The sequence below is a fragment of the Blautia aquisgranensis genome, assembly GCF_040096615.1.
Lineage (GTDB): Bacteria > Bacillota > Clostridia > Lachnospirales > Lachnospiraceae > Blautia_A > Blautia_A aquisgranensis.
The window spans coordinates 1-16441 of sequence record NZ_JBBMEJ010000004.1 but is presented as its reverse complement, the minus strand read 5'-3'; the positions used below and the strand labels follow the sequence as shown (position 1 = coordinate 16441).

The window sequence follows — 16441 nt, the reverse complement described above, 5'->3', positions numbered from 1 at the left end:
CGGAATATCAGCGAATGCTCTAACGAAAAGTGTCTGAAAGCCCCCAAAAAGTGTAGAAAATGAGACAAATGATGACCGCACAGACTGGGAAGTGTTCAAAACAGGGGGATTATGTAAGGGTGTGTGTTGGTAGTATTCAGGTGGAAAAAAGTGTCTGAACGTACTAGAAAAGTGCAGAATGTGAGACAGCTCATAATCCAGATCCGGCAGGAAGTGTTCCAAAAAGGAGTGCTTTCTGCTGGATCTATTTAGTTTATAACGAGCAGCGAGTTTTGACTCGTTGGAAAGGATGGTAATAATTATGAAACGATTTTATACAGCAGAATCCGTAACGGAAGGACATCCGGATAAGCTCTGCGACTTAATTGCAGACAGTATTCTGGATGCGTGTCTGAAAGAGGACGAAAATTCCAAGGTGGCCTGCGAAGTGCTGGCTACTAAAGGGAACATCATTGTGGCAGGAGAGATCACCAGCCGATATGAGCCACAGGTGTTTGAAATCGTCAGAAAGGTGTTGGAGAGTGCAGGCTATGAAGCAGATGGAATCCATATGGATGCCCTCATCCACAAACAGAGTCCGGATATCGCCGGGGCAGTGGAACGTTCCAGAGAACGCAGGACAGGGACTGTTTCTGTTCAGAGCGGACTTGCCAATGGAGCCGGGGATCAGGGAATCATGGTGGGATACGCCTGCGATGATACGCCGCAGCTTATGCCGATGCCAGTGGTTCTGGCGAACCGCATCGTAAGAGAACTGTCTGCAAGCCGTAGAAGCGGATATATCATGGGAATCCTGCCGGACGGAAAAGCACAGGTGACCGTGGAATACGAAGATGACAGACCTGTTCGTCTGGATACGGTCGTTGTGTCCTGTCAGCATGAAAAGGAAAAATCCCTTCGGAAGCTGGAGCATGAGATCCGGGAGAAAGTGCTGCGCCCGGCACTCCGCATGCTGCCGCCGGATGAGGATACCAAGATCCTGATTAATCCATCGGGCAGATTTGTGTGCGGAGGTCTGGATGCAGACACCGGACTGACCGGAAGGAAGCTGATGGTGGATACCTACGGTGGCCTGGTACCGCATGGCGGCGGTGCATTTTCCGGGAAGGACTGTTCCAAAGTTGACCGATCCGGGGCATACATGGCCCGTTACATCGCCAAAAATATGGTAGCTGCCGGACTTGCCAGCCGATGCCAGGTGTCCCTTGCCTATGCCATCGGGGTTGCCCAGCCAGTCATGGTGCAGGTGGATACCTTTGGAACGGGAAAGATCTGTGCGGATGATTGCCTCGCTGCAGCGATCCCTCTGGTGTTCGGGCTTACCCCAAGCCAGATCTGTGACACCCTGCACCTGAAGCGGCCAATCTACCGACAGAGTGCGGTGTTCGGGCATTTTGGAAGAAAGGAATTCCCGTGGGAGAAAACGGATAAGGCAGAGCAGCTCCGGGATACCGTACTGTAATGCCGTGGATTCCGGAAGAAGAGATCAAACGGGCAAGGGAGATCACCGCCATTGAATACCTGAAGAAGTATCAGCCAAACCGCCTGAAAAAATCTTCGGCCAGGAATGAATGGGAGCTGGCGGACCATGACAGTTTTAAGATCAACGAGCAGACCAGTCAATGGCATTGGAAGTCCAGAGATATCGGGGGCACCAGTGCCTTAAATTTCCTGATCCATGTAGATGGATGTTCATTTCTGGAAGCGGTGCAGATGCTGAAAGATGAGTATCCCACCTACATCCCTCCGCCTGTGGAAGTAAAGCCAAAGAAACAGTTTGTCCTGCCGCCGGCCAGCCCGGACTGCCGCAGGGTGTTCCGATATCTGAAGGAGCGCGGGATCAGCGGCGAGGTCTTACAGCAGTGTGTTCATTTGGGAATCTTATATGAGAGTCTGCCCTACCACAATGCCGTGTTCGTAGGCCGGGATGAAAACCAGGTGGCACGATATGCTTTCCTGCGTGGGATTTACGATGCCAGCGGAAAGGCTTTTAAGATGGAACAGGCTGGAAGCGAAAAGGCATACGCTTTTTGTGTTCCGGCACAAACAGGATGCAGACGGGTTGCCGTTTATGAAGCCTGTGTGGATGTGCTGGCTCACATGACACTGGAACAGGGAAGCCGGGATAAGTACCGTCTGGAGCTTGGCGGGATCAGTGCACCAAAAGAAGGGCAGAGCCAGCGGAGTATGAAAAAGCCGCAGGCACTGGAACATTTTCTGTCCCAGCACCCGGAGATTACCGAGATTGAAGTATGTACCGACAATGACTTTGCCGGACGGTGGGCGTGTGAACATATCCGAAAAGCCTACGAGGGAAGCTATCGGATCATCGAGAACCTGCCGGAGATCGAAGGGGCAGACTGGGCAGATATGGCAAAGATGACTGCCCGAACACCGGAGAAACGGCAGAGAAAGGAAGTGAGGTGATGCCTATCAAAGAAAAAATAGAAGTGGAAATGCTGTCCCCTCTGATGGCAGAGTTTATCCCGGACTATTCAGATATTGTGGATTTGGATGATGCGGAACCATTGGAAGGACCTGACCTGGTGCAGTATCAGCCATCTATAGCAGAAAAGGTTGACGAGATCAACCGGTTCGGTATGCCTGACAACCAGCCATGCAACCTGATTGATTATTTTAACCGAAATAAGGACATTAAGGAAAAAGTGGAACGCATTACAATGGCGGTAAAAGAACAGGATGGTGTTTTATATGGCTGTGCAAACCTGACACTCCGGGAGAATCTGACACCAGAGGAATACCGTGTGGTGGGGCAGTATCTGAGAGGCCAGTACAGTGATGGCTGGGGAGAAAGTCTGGAACAACGGGAGATCAAGGTAGACGGCGGTGAATTATACTTACATTTCTATGTCGGTGCCGGCTCGGATTTCCAGATACAGGTGAAAGCACCAGAAAACGAGATGCAGGAACAGCAGCCGAAACCAAATCCGTCCCGTCCGAAGCTGAAGCTCTTAGGGCATGACGGAAATATTTTCTCAATCCTTGGGGATGCCTCAAGATTGCTCAGATGTGCCGGGATGTCCGAACAGGCCAACGAGATGGCAGACCGTGTCCACAAGAGTGGCAATTATTATGAAGCACTGGGAATCATCAGCGAATATGTGGAAACCGAACTGTCGGATCACCGTGAACAGCGCAGAACACCGAGAAAAGAAGTACCAAAAAAAGAGGATACCTGCCGATGAGCAGTTCCATAGATAGAAGCACTTCCAGAGAAATCTGGGAAATAAGCAATAGGAAGGATGATGCCTATGGGAAATACCCTGAAACTTGAAGATCTTTTAAAACCGGACTGTCTGCCGGATGAGTCTGCCGGAGGGGAGAACTGGCGTATCTTGCATGGGGATACCTTAAAGCTGGTAAAAGGATTCCAGCCGGGGATTTTTGATGCAGTCGTGACCGATCCGCCCTATGCGTCCGGGGGAACCAAGCAGAATGAACGCAACCGCACCACCAACCAGAAGTACAGCAGCATGAAAGCAGAGAATGCCCTTCCGGACTTTGATGGGGATAACAAGGATCAGCGTTCCTGGACCCACTGGATGGCAGAATGGCTGTACGATGTGCGGAAAGCCTGCAAGAGAGGGGCTCCGATCTGCCTTTTTATTGACTGGAGACAGTACCCGTCTATCACCGATGCCCTTCAGTGGGCAGGCTGGATCTGGAGAGGAACTGCAGTCTGGGACAAAGGAAATTCCCGTCCGCAAAAAGGCAGGTTTCGCCAGCAGGCAGAATACATCGTGTGGGGAAGCAACGGTCCGATGCCAATCAACCGCCCGGTGTCCTGTCTTCCGGGTGTGTTCCGTTATGGGAATCCCCAGAACCGCATCCATGTGACAGAAAAGCCGCTCCAGCTGATGAAGGATGTCATCCAGATCTGCGAGCCGGGCGGCCTGATCTTAGACCCGTTTGCCGGAGCTGGCACGACCATCCTTGCGGCGACGGAGTCGGGCTATCAGGCAGTCGGCATCGAAGTGACGGATGCATATTATAAGCTGGGAAGCGACCGTGTCCGTATCGCACTGGAAGCCGGGGCAGAAGCAGAGAATAAAGAACCACAGTAACCGGATGTCTGCCAGACATCTGAAAAAAGGAAGAAAAGAATCCAGATGTCCACAAGACATCCACAGAGTCGGAATGCTTTGTGGGTGTTTCTTTTTGGAAAAACGCCGGGCAGAGGAAACTTGTCTGGTCAGGAAAGGAGATGGTCGTATTGGAACAGGCACTTGCTTATGTCTGCTGCTCTGCAGAAGAGGGAAAGACCAAAGTACAGCGGTACTGCCGGAAGATCTACGAACTGGGATATGTGCCGATCTGTCCGCAGTACAGCTTTTCCCCATTCCTTGATGATGGGGATGCGGAGGATATGCAGGCTATGCGGAGAATGTCCCATCAGATCTTAAGACGGTGCAGGATGGTGGTCGTCTGCGGAAAAGAGACCACCGGGACGATGAACACGGAGATCAGCATGGCTGACAGACTCCATATCATCTGTACCACGCTGGATGGGTTAAGCAAAATCAAAGAAAACGAATAATTCCGAAAAACGATAGGTTCAGAGGGGACGAAGCAAAATGCGACTGGTTTTGCAAGCATAGCGTTTGGATATCCAAACGCATTTTGGGGAGAACCCCAATCCCCCATACCGAGCCGTAAACAGACGAAAGGAGAACGAAAAAATGTTGGGATTTATACTTGGCACAATGACCGGAGGAGTAATGGGAGTTTTTGCAATGTGTCTTTTCATAGCTGGGAAGCGTGAGGATGAGGCACTGGAGCGGTGCCGGATGAAACGGAAGGAGATCATCGACCACGGCGTGTGCATCTGTTTTGTAAACAGCCAGGGAGAGGAACTATTCCGTCTGGCAGACGGGGAAAGCCTTGTGCAGAATGCCCCAAATGGAGAGCGGAATGTATCCACCTGCCATTATCTGGATGCCGATTCTGCCATGATCGATGGGAAGAAATGGAACCTTCTGGAATTTGCAAAAGAGATGGAAAAGAGGGGAATCATGCTTGCCCCGATGGAGCTGTGCCGGGTACCGGAAAGGGGGTGAGGCCTATATGAAGAAAAAGATCATTGCTGCAGCCGTAGCCATTGGCGTGCTGACAGGATTCCTGATCTGGAAAAACCGTGAAATGTAAGGAAACGATCAATAACCCGTTGGAAAGCAGGTGAAGAGATGAGAAAAAGAAACCATGTGATACCAGTCCGCCTCAATACAAAGGAGCTGCGTTTTCTGGAAGAGCAGGTAGAAAAAAGCGGCCTGTCCCGTGAGGAATACATCCGTTCCATTGTCATGGGCGGCGAAGTCCGGGCAAGACCCTGTGAGCATCATACGGAGCTTTTGCGGAAAATATCCGGTCTGTGCAACAACACCAACCAGCTTGCCCATGTAGCCAACGGCTGTGGGATGGCCGGGGAAGAGAGTATCCGGGAAATGCTCCGCATGACGAAAGAGACATGGAGGCTGGTCAAAGAGGAATGGTAGCCGATGGCATACACCAGTATCATCCCGGTCAGCCGTCTGGACAATTCCATCACTTACATCCGAAACAAGGATAAGACCACCAAGAAAGGGCAGAGTGCCGGCTCTCTGGAAGAAGCCATCGATTACGCCATGAATCGGGACAAGACGGAGCGTTCCGTTTTTGAGGATGCCATCGGCTGCGTCTGTGAGACTGCCTATCAAGATATGGTAGCTACGAAGAAACGATACCACAAGATGGACGGAGTACAGGGGTACCATCTGGTGCAGAGCTTTGTCAAAGGGGAAGTCACCCCGGAGCTTGCTCACCAGATCGGCATGGAAATGGCAGAAAGGCTCCTTCAGGGAAAATACGAAGCAGTCATCACCACCCATCTGAATACGGAGCATTACCACAACCACATCGTGTTTAATTCCGTTAGCATGGAAGATGGGAAAAAGTACCACAGCAACAGCAGGAGCTACTACGAGGATGTGAGGAAAGCATCGGATGCCTTATGCCTGAAATACGGCTTATCTGTCATCGAACCGAAAAACGGCAAAGGGAAATCCTATGCCCAGTGGATGGCAGAACAGGACGGAAAGCCGACCTGGAGAACTTCCATCCGTCTGGATATCCGGGATGCGGTGGCAGAAAGCTTCACATGGAAACAGTTTCTGGAGCAGATGAAGCAGAGGGGATACCAGTGGAAGCTGAACCAGAAGTACATTGCATTAAAAGCACCAGGGATGGAGCGGTATATCCGTCTGCGGAGCCTTGGGAAGCATTACTCGGAAGAGAGCATCCGGCAGTGGATCTTACAGCCAAAGAGCACGACACCTGTTGGGAAAGACGGAACTTCCAGAACCCCGAAAAAGAAGTTAAAGGGGATACAGGCCCTGTACTATTCCTATCTGTATCAGATGGGTGTTCTAAAGCAGAAGCCCCAAAGGATCTCCCCGGTGCTTCGGGCAGACATCCGGAAACTGGATGCCAGGATCGAGCAAATGGAATTCCTCCAGAAGCATCAGATCACCACCCGTGAGGAGCTGCTGGCATACCGAATCCCATTGGAAGAACAGGTGCAGGCACTCACAAAAGAACGGAAGAGGCTCTACCGGAGCGAACCGGATAGTGTCCGGATTGGTCAGATCAACGAAGAACTGAAGCCGCTTCGAAAGGATATCCGCATTTGTATCCGGATCGAACAGCAGTCCAAAGAGATGGAAGAAAAGATGCGTCTGGCAGAGCAGATCCAGAGACAGGCAGAACAGGAAGAAAATAAGACGGAGAAAACCAGACAAAAGGAAACAGAAAGCAGGTGAACAGTATGAATTATGGAGGCGATGCGGCGGATCAGATTGTCCGGTATTCCCTGGACGGCGTGGACCACGGGCTCAGGCTTTCCGGTACGCTGGCAAAGCATCTGGCGGTATTTGTTGCCGCTGTATTAAAAGACCAGAAGAAAACGAGGGGCAAAACCAGGATGGTGCGGATGTTAAAGGAGAACAAGCCATTGAAGTTCTTTACCGTACCGTCCGAACGCCTGCGTGAATTCTGCAGTGAGGGCAGGAAACGAGGTCTGCTCTATGTCATTATCCGGGATAAAAAGAACCCGGAAATGAGTGAGGTCATGGTCTTTGCAGATGATGCAGCCAAGGTCAACCGGGTCATGGATAAGATGAACCTTGATTTCGTAAGAAGCGAAGTCGGGGAAGCTGTCCATGAGGTAACCGAAGGAATGGACGCACCGGAAACCGGAGCGGTACAGGAAACCGTACAGATGCCGGAGGGTGAAGTGCAGTTCGAGATCAGTGATCTGGATGAAGCATTCCAGGTCGGTGACATGGAGTCTTCCGAACCGGAAAATTTTATCCCGGTGCAGGAAGAGGGGGAAGAGAATCTGTCCGGCTTTTCCTTGCACAGCAGAAATATTTCTACCGGGCAGGAAAACGGGACTGATGGAGCAAAGCCAAGGGAACAGGAGCGTCCCAGTGTCCGCCGGGAGCTGGAGAACATCAAACGGGAGAAAGCAGAGGAATCCCAGAAGCGGAGCCGGGAAAAGAACCGTGGACCAAAGAAAACGCAGAAGAAAGCGAGAAATAAACGAAAGGTGAAAGCGAGGTAGAAGATGGACCTGACAAAATTTTTAGGGCAGGACACGCAGGAACCGTCCGCCCAGCGGCTATCGAAAGAGGAATATGCCGCACAGAAAAAGCAGGAGAGGGAAGAAATCTGGGGCATGATCGATGGAAAGGCACAGGAGGTCTTCCAGAATGGGGACTCCTTAAAAGGATTCCTTGATTTTATGGGACAGTGTAAGCCACAGAGGACAGACAACCTGTTCCTGCTCTATGCACAGAACCCGGAGATCCGGCAGATTAAGACCTTTGAAAAATGGAAAGAAGAAGGCAAAGTAGTCAAGACCGGAAGCAAGGGATACAACTTCATTGTCGGACAGGAATACGAAAAGGATGGTGTCATCCAGCAGGGATACTCCATCCAGAAAGCCTATGACATCAGCCAGATTCGCACCAAACAGCCGGAAGAGGCGGAGCCAAAACCGATGGACCAGTTGATGGAAGCACTGCTGACCGACAGCGAGGTACGGATTCAGATCGCAGACAACCTGCCGGATAAGGTACAGGCACAGTATATCCCGAACCAGCGGACGATCTATGTCCGAAACGGCATGAGTGAAAATACGACATTCCATTCCATCAGCCGGGAACTGGCGTATGCATCTCTTGACCATCACGATGGAAGCTACAGCCGGGCAGGGGTAGCGGCACAGGCTTATTGTGCGGCGTATGTGACAGCACAGAAATATGGCGTGGATGTCTCCGGCTTTTCCTTTGACAAGGTATGTGAGATGCAGGCATTCGGACAGAAAGATCCGAAAGAACTCCGCTCCTTTATCCAGGATGTAAAGAGCGCAGCCTATTCCATCGGCAAGCAGGTAGACCGCAACCTCGGCAAAAGTGAGCAGGAATTTATGCCCGATGAATTTGCCGTCCCAGAGGAAAAATCAGAGAAACCAGCCAAGAACAAAAAGTCCCCGGAACGCTGATAAAAGGGGTTTTTCCGGCTCTTTTGCAGTAGCTTTCCGGGAGGAAGTGTGGTATGTTGTGGTTGAGAAAAAAGAGGAAAAAAGGAGGCTCGCCTATGACAAGAATGCGATATGTAAAGATGGACCGGATCATGAACCATATGCTGATCCATGCCCTCCGGGAAGTGTTCCGGCAGGAAAAAGAACAGGGGCTTCCGGTGGATACCACACGGGATCTGGTTCTGAAGCTGGCAGAGCAGGAAGAAGGAAAGCTCTACCTGACAGAAGCTGAACACACCAAATCTGTAGAAGCTTTAAACAAGCTCCGGGACACATACCTGAAAAACGGACGCTATTCCGATGGGATCGACAGTGTCCTGTTAAAGATCATGAAATCCAGATACCGCCGCCCATACCGTGGACGGGGAAGATAAAGAAAGGATGTGGTACGAATATACAGAAATATGACCCAAGAAAGAATAGAAGCCATGAGGAGAAGATATCCGCCGGGAACAGAGGTCACGCTTAACAGCATGGAGGGGGAGAGCCACATGCCACCCGGCTTAAAAGGTAAGGTGGATATAGTAGACGATGCAGGGCAGATCCACGTAAACTGGGAGAATGGAAGCAGCCTTGCCCTCGTTCCTGGAGTGGACAGCTTCCACATCACGGATCTGCCGAGAGCAGAGAGGCCAAAACAGCAGCCATCCCGGTAACAAACAGCCGGAAGTCAGACTGGGTGATCTGGCTTGCCGGACTGCCTGTCATCTGGTGGGCAGCGATCCTGATTGCGGATGCTATTCAGCCGGGCAGGAATCTTTTTGAGCTGATGGAGGTTCTAACGGAAAAACTGAACCACCCCTTCCAGCTTCATTATACGGAATATACCATCAAGTCGGTGCTGGTCTGCACGTTACTTTACGCAGCCGGGATCGGCATTTTTTATTCCAGCCAGAAGAACTACCGCAGAGGGGAAGAACATGGTTCCGCCAGATGGGGTGATGCCCGGCAGATCTGTAAGAAATACAGCCAGAAGCCGTACTCCCAGAATATTCTGTTAACGCAGAACTTCCGCATCAGCCTGGACACCCACAAGCACCGCAGATGTCTTAACATTCTCGTGGTGGGAGGCTCCGGTGCAGGAAAATCCAGAGGCTTTGCTCTGCCGAACATCATGCAGTGCTGCTGTTCGATGGTCATCACCGATCCGAAAGCCGAACTGCTTCGAAAGACAGGCGGCCTGCTGGAAAAGAAGGGATATGAGGTGCGTGTTTTTGACCTTATCAATCCCGACACATCTTTTTGTTACAATCCGTTCGAGTACGTCCATGATGACAAAGACGTACTCCGTCTCATTTCCAATCTGATACAAAACACCACACCCAAAGGTTCCCAGTCCTCCGATCCATTCTGGGAGAAGAGCGAGACAGCACTGCTTCAGGCACTGATGCTGTACCTGCTTCACGAAGCTCCGCCGGAAGAACAGAACTTTGCCATGATTATGGAGATGTTAGGTTCTGCCCAGGTAAAGGAAGAGGACGAGGATTACGAATCACCTCTGGATATTTTGTTTGATCGTCTGGAGATGCGGGACCCGGACAGCATTGCCGTCAAGCAGTATCACATTTACAAGCAGGCGGCAGGAAAGACCGCCAAGTCCATCCTGATCAGTGTAGGTGTCCGGCTGGCAGCCTTCAATCTGCCGCAGATCGCCAAGCTGACCAATACTGATGAACTGGATCTTTCCAGTATGGGAGAAAGAAAAGTTGCCCTTTTCTGCTGTATCCCGGATGCAGACACCTCTTTGAATTATCTGGTAGGCATGATCTACAGCCAGCTTTTCCAGACGCTTTATTACATGGCAGACCGTGTGCATGGCGGTGCCCTCCCGGTTCCGGTCAACTGCATCATGGATGAGTTTCCAAACGTATCCCTGCCAAATGAGTTTGAGAAGATCCTGGCAACCTGCCGTTCCCGTTCCATTTACTGCAGCATCATCATCCAGAACATGAGCCAGCTAAAGGCTCTGTTCAAGGACTCCTGGGAAAGTCTGGTGGGCAACTGCGATGAGTTTTTGTACCTGGGCGGCAATGAAAAAGAGACACACAAATATGTATCAGAATTACTGGGGAAAGAAACCATAGACACCAACACCTACGGGCAGACCAAAGGAAAATCCGGCAGCTACTCCACCAACTTCCAGCAGAGCGGAAGGGAGCTGTTACAGCCGGATGAAGTCCGTATGCTGGATAACCAGAATGCACTTCTGTTTATCCGCGGGGAGCGGCCCATACTGGATGCCAAGTATGACCTGATGAAGCATCCCAACATCCGGTATACCGAGGACGGAGGTGCCGGCCCGTTCAATTATGCGAAAGCACCGCTGGCGCATGACGATTTTACATTTGACGAAACAAGATATGACGATTACGAACTGCTTCTGGATGAGGACATCATCGGGGAGCTTTTTTGATGGGAGGAATGCCAATGAATTTACTGAAAAATAAGAAACACACAGAAATCAGGAAAGAGACCGCACCGCTGAAGATGAAGAGAGGGCAGAAGAAACTGTTTGCTCTGTATGCAGTTACGGTACTGTCGATCTGCATTGGGGCGACCTGCGTTTATGCCGCAGGCGATCCGCTGACCGTAGTCAATAACCTGTCCACGTTTATCTTTTCCCTGATCCGAGCCATTGGCCTGATCCTGCTGGGATTTGGTATTGTGCAGGTCGGTCTGTCCTTAAAGAGCCACGATCCAAGCCAGAGGGCAAACGGATTTCTGACACTGGCAGGCGGTATCATCATTACCTTTGCAAAAGAGATCCTGGACCTAATCATGGGATAGTAAGAGAGACCAGAAGGGGAGCCATGCGAAATGCCGGCTCCCTGCTCACTTTTGCAGGATGGGAGGTGAAACTGTTTGAGTGATAACTGGATCGTACAGAATCTAAATTCTGCCTTGCAGACCTGGAGCGACAAGCTGGCTGAGATCTGGACACTGCTGACGCAAAGCCCGGAGAATTTCAAGGGCGGGGCGATCTGGAGCGTGATGACGAACATCAACGGTGGACTGAAAGCCATCGGGTACGGCCTGCTGGTTCTGTTCTTTGCGGCAGGGCTGGTAAAAACCTGTGGGAGCTTCACGGATATGAAAAAGCCGGAACACGTAGTGAAAGCCTTTATCCGTTTTGCACTGGCACAGGGAGCCGTCATGTCCGGCATGGAGCTTTTGACCGCGATCTTTTCCATTGTGCAGGGCATTGTAACAAATATCATGTCCCACTCCGGGATGGCAGGTGGAACTGTAACGGAGCTGCCCTCGGAGATCGTGGACAAGATCGAAGCGGTGGGGATGCTGGAATCTATCCCTTTGTGGATCGTAACTTTATTAGGAAGCCTGCTGATTACGGTATTGTCATTTGTCATGATTCTGACTGTATACGGGAGAATGTTTAAGCTGTACATGTATACAGCCATCGCACCGATTCCGCTGGCAACTTTTGCCGGGGAGCCAACCCAGTCTGTGGGGAAGAACTTTATCCGCTCTTACGCCGGAGTATGTCTGGAAGGAGCCATCATCGCACTGGCCTGCATCATCTTTTCGGTGTTTGCATCAAGTCCTCCGGCCATCGGGGACACCAGCCTGTCCGCCGTGACCATTGTCTGGAATTATGTCGGGGAGCTGGTATTTAACCTGCTGGTACTGGTTGGTGCAGTCAAGGCATCTGACCGTATCGTAAAAGAAATCATGGGATTATAGGAGGCAAGAAAATGGAAGAACCAAAGAAATTAGTCTATGACAGTGGAGCGCAGCCGGAGGAAGTATTCTTACGGGTCAGCGGTTACCTGGACAGGAACCGTCTGTATGTCGGGATCTACCAGACAGAGTATGGCTACCCGGAACTTTTTTCCGACCTTACGGTGAACCTGCACCATGCTCCGCTGAACGGTGTGAACGAAGCCTATATCGACCACAATTTCAGCAAAGAGCATCTGCGTTTTATTCGGAAATACAAGCTGGGCAGGGTATTGCCGGAGACCGTAGCTTCAGGTTACTGCACTTTTCAGAAGGTCGCCTTTGACCTGAAAAAACTGGCAGAATATGATCCGCAGGGAACCAGAGAATTTATGGAAAGCCACGGCATCCAGATTGCGGATGCACCAAAACAGAAACCAAAGAACAAATCACAGAGAGAAAGGTAGAAAACAACATGGAAGTGAAAATGAATAAAGAAATCCGAGACTATCAGGAGTCAATGTTCTGGGGCTTAAGTTTCCGGCAGTGCCTATTTTCGGTACTGGCGATTCTGGCAGCCCTTGGTATTTATTTCCTCACCCGGAAATATGCCGGGGAACAGGTAACCGGATGGCTGTGCGTGCTTGGGGCGGCTCCCTTTGCAGCCTGCGGCTTTTTCCGTTACCACGGCATGACGGCAGAACAGTTCGCATGGGCAGTCATCAAATCCGAACTGCTGTACCCGAAACGGCTGGTATTCAAATCAGAGAACCTGTACTTTTCCTGCATGGAAGAGAGCCTGCGGCTGGGTGAAAAGATGATGGGAAACGGAGCGGAGCTTCTGGAGAAGAAGCGGACGAAACAGAAGAAACCAAAGAAGCCAGGAGGAAGGGGTGATGCCTTTGATTAAAACCCTGAGTCAGACACTGAAACAGGACAAAGAAAAATTCAAAGTACCGAGGTCTGTCCAGCAGGCGATCCCGATCCGCAAGATCTGGCCGGACGGTATTTTTCAGGTGGAGAGCAAGTATTCCCGGACATTCCGGTTTACGGATATCAACTATTCCATTGCCAGCAAAGCGGATAAGACAGAGATGTTCCTGGACTACTCCGAACTTTTAAATGCACTGGATTCCGGCTGTACGGCGAAGATTACCCTGAACAACCGTAAGATCAACAAGGAAGAGTTTGAGCAGTCCCTGCTGATTCCAATGAAAGGAGATGGACTGGACGAGTACCGGAAAGAGTATAACGATATGCTCCTTTCCAAGATTTCCGGTACCAACAACAGCATTTACCAGGAACGCTATCTGACCGTCAGCGTCCACAAGAAGAACATCGATGAAGCCAGGACATACTTCGCCCGTGTGGGAACGGATATCATCACCCATCTGGCCAAGCTGTCCTCCATCGGGGAAGAGCTGGATGCAGAACAGAGGCTCCAGATCTTCCGGGACTTTTTCAAGGCAGACGTTCCGCAGAGCTTTCCGTTTGACATGAAAGCCTTTGCGAAAAAGGGACACAGCTTCAAGGACTGGATCTGCCCGGACACGATGGAGTTCCACAACGACCATTTTAAGCTGGGCGAGCAGTACGGCAGAGTCCTTTTTATGGAAGATTACGCCAGCTATGTGAAAGACGAGATGATCTCCGAACTGTGCAGCCTTGGCAGGAATCTGATGCTGTCTATTGACATCATCCCGGTACCAACAGATGAAGCAGTGCGTGAGATCCAGAACCGACTGCTGGGCGTAGAGACCAACGTAACGAACTGGCAGAGACGCCAGAATGCAAACAATAATTTTTCCGCCGTGGTTCCCTATGATATGGAGCTTCAGAGAAAAGAAACCAAGGAGATGCTGGACGACTTGACTACCAGGGACCAGAGGATGATGTTCGGTATCCTGACAATGGTACATATGGCAGAAAGCGAGAAACAACTGGATTCTGATACGGAAACCCTGTATTCCATTGCAAGAAAACACCTCTGCCAGATGGCAACCCTGAAATGGCAACAGGTCGATGGACTGAATACCGTCCTGCCGTATGGTCTGCGGAAGATTGATGCGGTGCGTACCCTTACCACAGAGTCCACTGCCGTCTTGATTCCGTTCCATACACAGGAGATCATGCAGCCGGGCGGCATTTATTATGGGCAGAATGCAGTCAGCAAAAATATGCTGGTGGCAGACCGAAGAAAGCTGTTAAATGGAAATTCCTTCCGACTGGGAGTCAGCGGTTCTGGAAAAAGTTTCTCGGCAAAAGAAGAGATCGTAGACCTTGCCCTTTCCACGGAAGATGACATCCTTATCCTCGATCCGGAGTCCGAGTTTGCTTCACTGGTGGAAGCCTTAAACGGCGAGGTCATCCGGATCTCGGCAACGTCCGATACCCATCTGAATGCACTGGACATGGACTCCGCCTATGGCAATGACCGTAACCCTCTGATTGAAAAGTCCGAATTTATCCTGTCCCTGTTTGAGCAGCTCGTAGGAGCCGGGAACCTTTCGGCAAAGGAGAAATCCATTCTCGACCGCTGCACCGCAGACGTGTACCGGGATTATATGAGAGGCGGATACCAAGGGCAGGTGCCGACCCTAAAGGATCTGTACCGACAGCTCATGCTCCAGCCGGAGGAAGAAGCCAGAGGGCTGGCATTGTCTTCGGAACTGTTTATTAACGGAAGCTTGAACACCTTTGCCCAGGAAACCAATGTCAATACGAAGAGCCGTATCATCGATTATGACATCCGGGAGCTGGGCGAACAGCTGATGCCACTTGGAATGTTGGTCACACTGGATTCCATTTTTAACCGTGTGATCCAGAACTGGAAGAAGGGAAAAACGACATGGATCTTTGCGGATGAGTTTTATCTGCTGTTCCGCTATGAATACAGTGCAGACTTTTTCTACCGCCTGTACAAGCGTATCCGTAAGTATTCGGGATTTGTGACCGGGCTTACCCAGAATGTAGAGGAACTTCTGAAATCCGATACCGCCCGCCTGATGCTGGCAAATAGTGAGTTCCTGATCCTTTTGAATCAGGCAAGCACCGACCGGGACGAGCTTGCGGCACTTCTGAATATCTCGGACAACCAGTTATCCTACATCACCAATGTGGGTGCCGGCCACGGCCTGATCCGCTGCTCCGGGAATCTGGTGCCGTTTGAAAATTCGTTCCCAAGAAATACAAAGCTGTACCGTCTGATGACGACCAAGCCGGGCGAAGCGTAAGAGCAGTACAGACCGGGACTGGAGGTGAGAGATGAAGAATATCAAAACCAAAGAAGTCACAACAAAACCAAAGACTAAAAATCCTGCCTCCAGAATCCCGAAGGAGCTGATGCGGACGGCCATACTGGAGAGCAAGGAAAAGTCCCAGACCATCGCAAATGCCAGGGATAATGACATGGAGGAACAGTCCCCATCCGAGTATGCCAGTGGAAAAGTCGCATCCGCAGAGGAATGGGCTGCCAGAAAGTCTGGCAGAACTGTAACCAGCGCCGGAAAGACAGCAGCACAGACTTCCTACGAGAAGATCAAACTGAGAGTTACTGGTAAAAAAGAAGCGCAGAAAGAAGCCGCCAGAGGAACAGGGGACACACAGGCTCCCGATCCGGTCAGTCGGGAAGCACCGAAGCAAAAAAAACGGGAACAGGGGGCATCCCGTGTGAAGGTCAAGGAACGGGAAAACCAGGAAGTCCAGATTCAGAAAGCCAAGCGGCAAAAGGCGATTTCAGATGCCGTCAAAACGAAAGAACAGAAGATCCGGGCAGCTAGGGAGACACCAAGAATCCAGAATGGACAGGAAATGTCGGAAGGTGGATCGCTTTCCATCAAAAGACAAAACCAGAAAAGCAAGGCCGAAGATACCGCAAGGCAGAATGCCATCCGCCAGAAACAGCCGGAAACCATCCGGATCAAGGAAAAGCCACGGAAACAGTTGGAGCCGAAGACCATACAGCGGCGTACTATTAAGACCGTCCCTCCATCTGTGAAGATCAGCATCCAGCCAGAGCAGAAGCTCCGGGTGGCCAGTTCCAACGCCTTGACAGCCCGGATGCAGAAGCAGATGGAACGAAGGGCAACGAAGCAGGCGGCGAAGAAAGCCGCCTTGCAGACTTCCGATGGAGTCCGCCGGATACAGAAAACGGCAAGGGCAGGA

The 16441-nt window shown here is 51.0% G+C and carries 18 protein-coding genes and 1 pseudogene; all 19 read left to right on the top strand.

The genetic code is table 11. The features are described from left to right. The first annotated feature begins 301 nt into the window (after nt 1–301). Entirely contained in the window at nt 302–1462 is a 1161-nt protein-coding gene (gene metK, locus WMO28_RS04675) for a methionine adenosyltransferase (protein ID WP_270497793.1), read from the top strand. Beyond that, complete coding sequence (locus WMO28_RS04670) at nt 1462–2427, top strand: DUF3991 domain-containing protein (RefSeq protein ID WP_278592361.1); 966 nt, start codon at nt 1462–1464, stop codon at nt 2425–2427. Before metK ends, WMO28_RS04670 begins: the two co-directional genes overlap by 1 nt. After that, nucleotides 2427–3206, top strand: coding sequence for a hypothetical protein (locus WMO28_RS04665; protein WP_278592362.1), 780 nt, complete (start codon nt 2427–2429; stop codon nt 3204–3206). The genes WMO28_RS04670 and WMO28_RS04665 overlap by 1 nt, the downstream gene beginning before the upstream one ends. 66 nt (nt 3207–3272) lie before the next feature. Next, nucleotides 3273–4085, top strand: a complete 813-nt coding sequence (locus tag WMO28_RS04660; RefSeq protein WP_227211274.1) for a DNA-methyltransferase — start codon at nt 3273–3275, stop codon at nt 4083–4085. A gap of 140 nt (nt 4086–4225) precedes the next feature. Beyond that, entirely contained in the window at nt 4226–4558 is a 333-nt protein-coding gene (locus WMO28_RS04655) for a DUF7768 domain-containing protein (protein ID WP_044920437.1), read from the top strand. Nucleotides 4559–4700: 142 nt separating this feature from the next. Continuing rightward, entirely contained in the window at nt 4701–5078 is a 378-nt protein-coding gene (locus WMO28_RS04650; RefSeq protein ID WP_119244267.1) for a DUF3789 domain-containing protein, read from the top strand. Nucleotides 5079–5204: 126 nt separating this feature from the next. Next, entirely contained in the window at nt 5205–5513 is a 309-nt protein-coding gene (locus WMO28_RS04645; RefSeq protein WP_118437901.1) for a plasmid mobilization protein, read from the top strand. 3 nt (nt 5514–5516) lie between these two features. After that, nucleotides 5517–6815 (top strand): relaxase/mobilization nuclease domain-containing protein, encoded by a 1299-nt coding sequence (locus tag WMO28_RS04640; RefSeq protein WP_349056194.1) that lies wholly within the window; start codon nt 5517–5519, stop codon nt 6813–6815. A 5-nt stretch (nt 6816–6820) separates the two neighbouring features. Then, complete coding sequence (locus WMO28_RS04635; RefSeq protein ID WP_278592365.1) at nt 6821–7618, top strand: PcfB family protein; 798 nt, start codon at nt 6821–6823, stop codon at nt 7616–7618. Nucleotides 7619–7621: 3 nt separating this feature from the next. Continuing rightward, entirely contained in the window at nt 7622–8560 is a 939-nt protein-coding gene (locus WMO28_RS04630; protein ID WP_278592366.1) for an ArdC-like ssDNA-binding domain-containing protein, read from the top strand. Nucleotides 8561–8655: 95 nt separating this feature from the next. Next, complete coding sequence (locus tag WMO28_RS04625) at nt 8656–8973, top strand: hypothetical protein (protein WP_055149034.1); 318 nt, start codon at nt 8656–8658, stop codon at nt 8971–8973. Between the two features lie 30 nt (nt 8974–9003). Beyond that, the gene (locus tag WMO28_RS04620; RefSeq protein ID WP_278592369.1) at nt 9004–9255 is read left to right on the top strand and encodes a DUF4314 domain-containing protein; all 252 of its coding nucleotides are present in this window, start codon (nt 9004–9006) and stop codon (nt 9253–9255) included. 23 nt (nt 9256–9278) lie between these two features. Then, nucleotides 9279–11012 (top strand): VirD4-like conjugal transfer protein, CD1115 family, encoded by a 1734-nt coding sequence (locus WMO28_RS04615; RefSeq protein WP_278592367.1) that lies wholly within the window; start codon nt 9279–9281, stop codon nt 11010–11012. Beyond that, nucleotides 11012–11386 carry a hypothetical protein gene (locus tag WMO28_RS04610; RefSeq protein ID WP_006428302.1) on the top strand — a complete coding sequence of 125 codons (375 nt, stop codon included), beginning with the start codon at nt 11012–11014 and terminating at the stop codon, nt 11384–11386. The genes WMO28_RS04615 and WMO28_RS04610 overlap by 1 nt, the downstream gene beginning before the upstream one ends. Nucleotides 11387–11461: 75 nt before the next feature. Further along, complete coding sequence (locus WMO28_RS04605) at nt 11462–12301, top strand: VirB6/TrbL-like conjugal transfer protein, CD1112 family (RefSeq protein ID WP_008400038.1); 840 nt, start codon at nt 11462–11464, stop codon at nt 12299–12301. An 11-nt stretch (nt 12302–12312) separates the two neighbouring features. Beyond that, on the top strand, nt 12313–12744 hold the full coding sequence (locus tag WMO28_RS04600; protein ID WP_055056946.1) for a DUF4313 domain-containing protein: 432 nt from the start codon (nt 12313–12315) through the stop codon (nt 12742–12744). 8 nt (nt 12745–12752) lie between these two features. Next, the gene (locus tag WMO28_RS04595; RefSeq protein ID WP_055056947.1) at nt 12753–13187 is read left to right on the top strand and encodes a PrgI family protein; all 435 of its coding nucleotides are present in this window, start codon (nt 12753–12755) and stop codon (nt 13185–13187) included. After that, entirely contained in the window at nt 13174–15510 is a 2337-nt protein-coding gene (locus WMO28_RS04590) for a VirB4-like conjugal transfer ATPase, CD1110 family (RefSeq protein ID WP_117802430.1), read from the top strand. The genes WMO28_RS04595 and WMO28_RS04590 overlap by 14 nt, the downstream gene beginning before the upstream one ends. Nucleotides 15511–15541: 31 nt before the next feature. After that, a pseudogene (locus tag WMO28_RS04585) lies at nt 15542–16441 on the top strand (lytic transglycosylase); the annotation flags it as partial.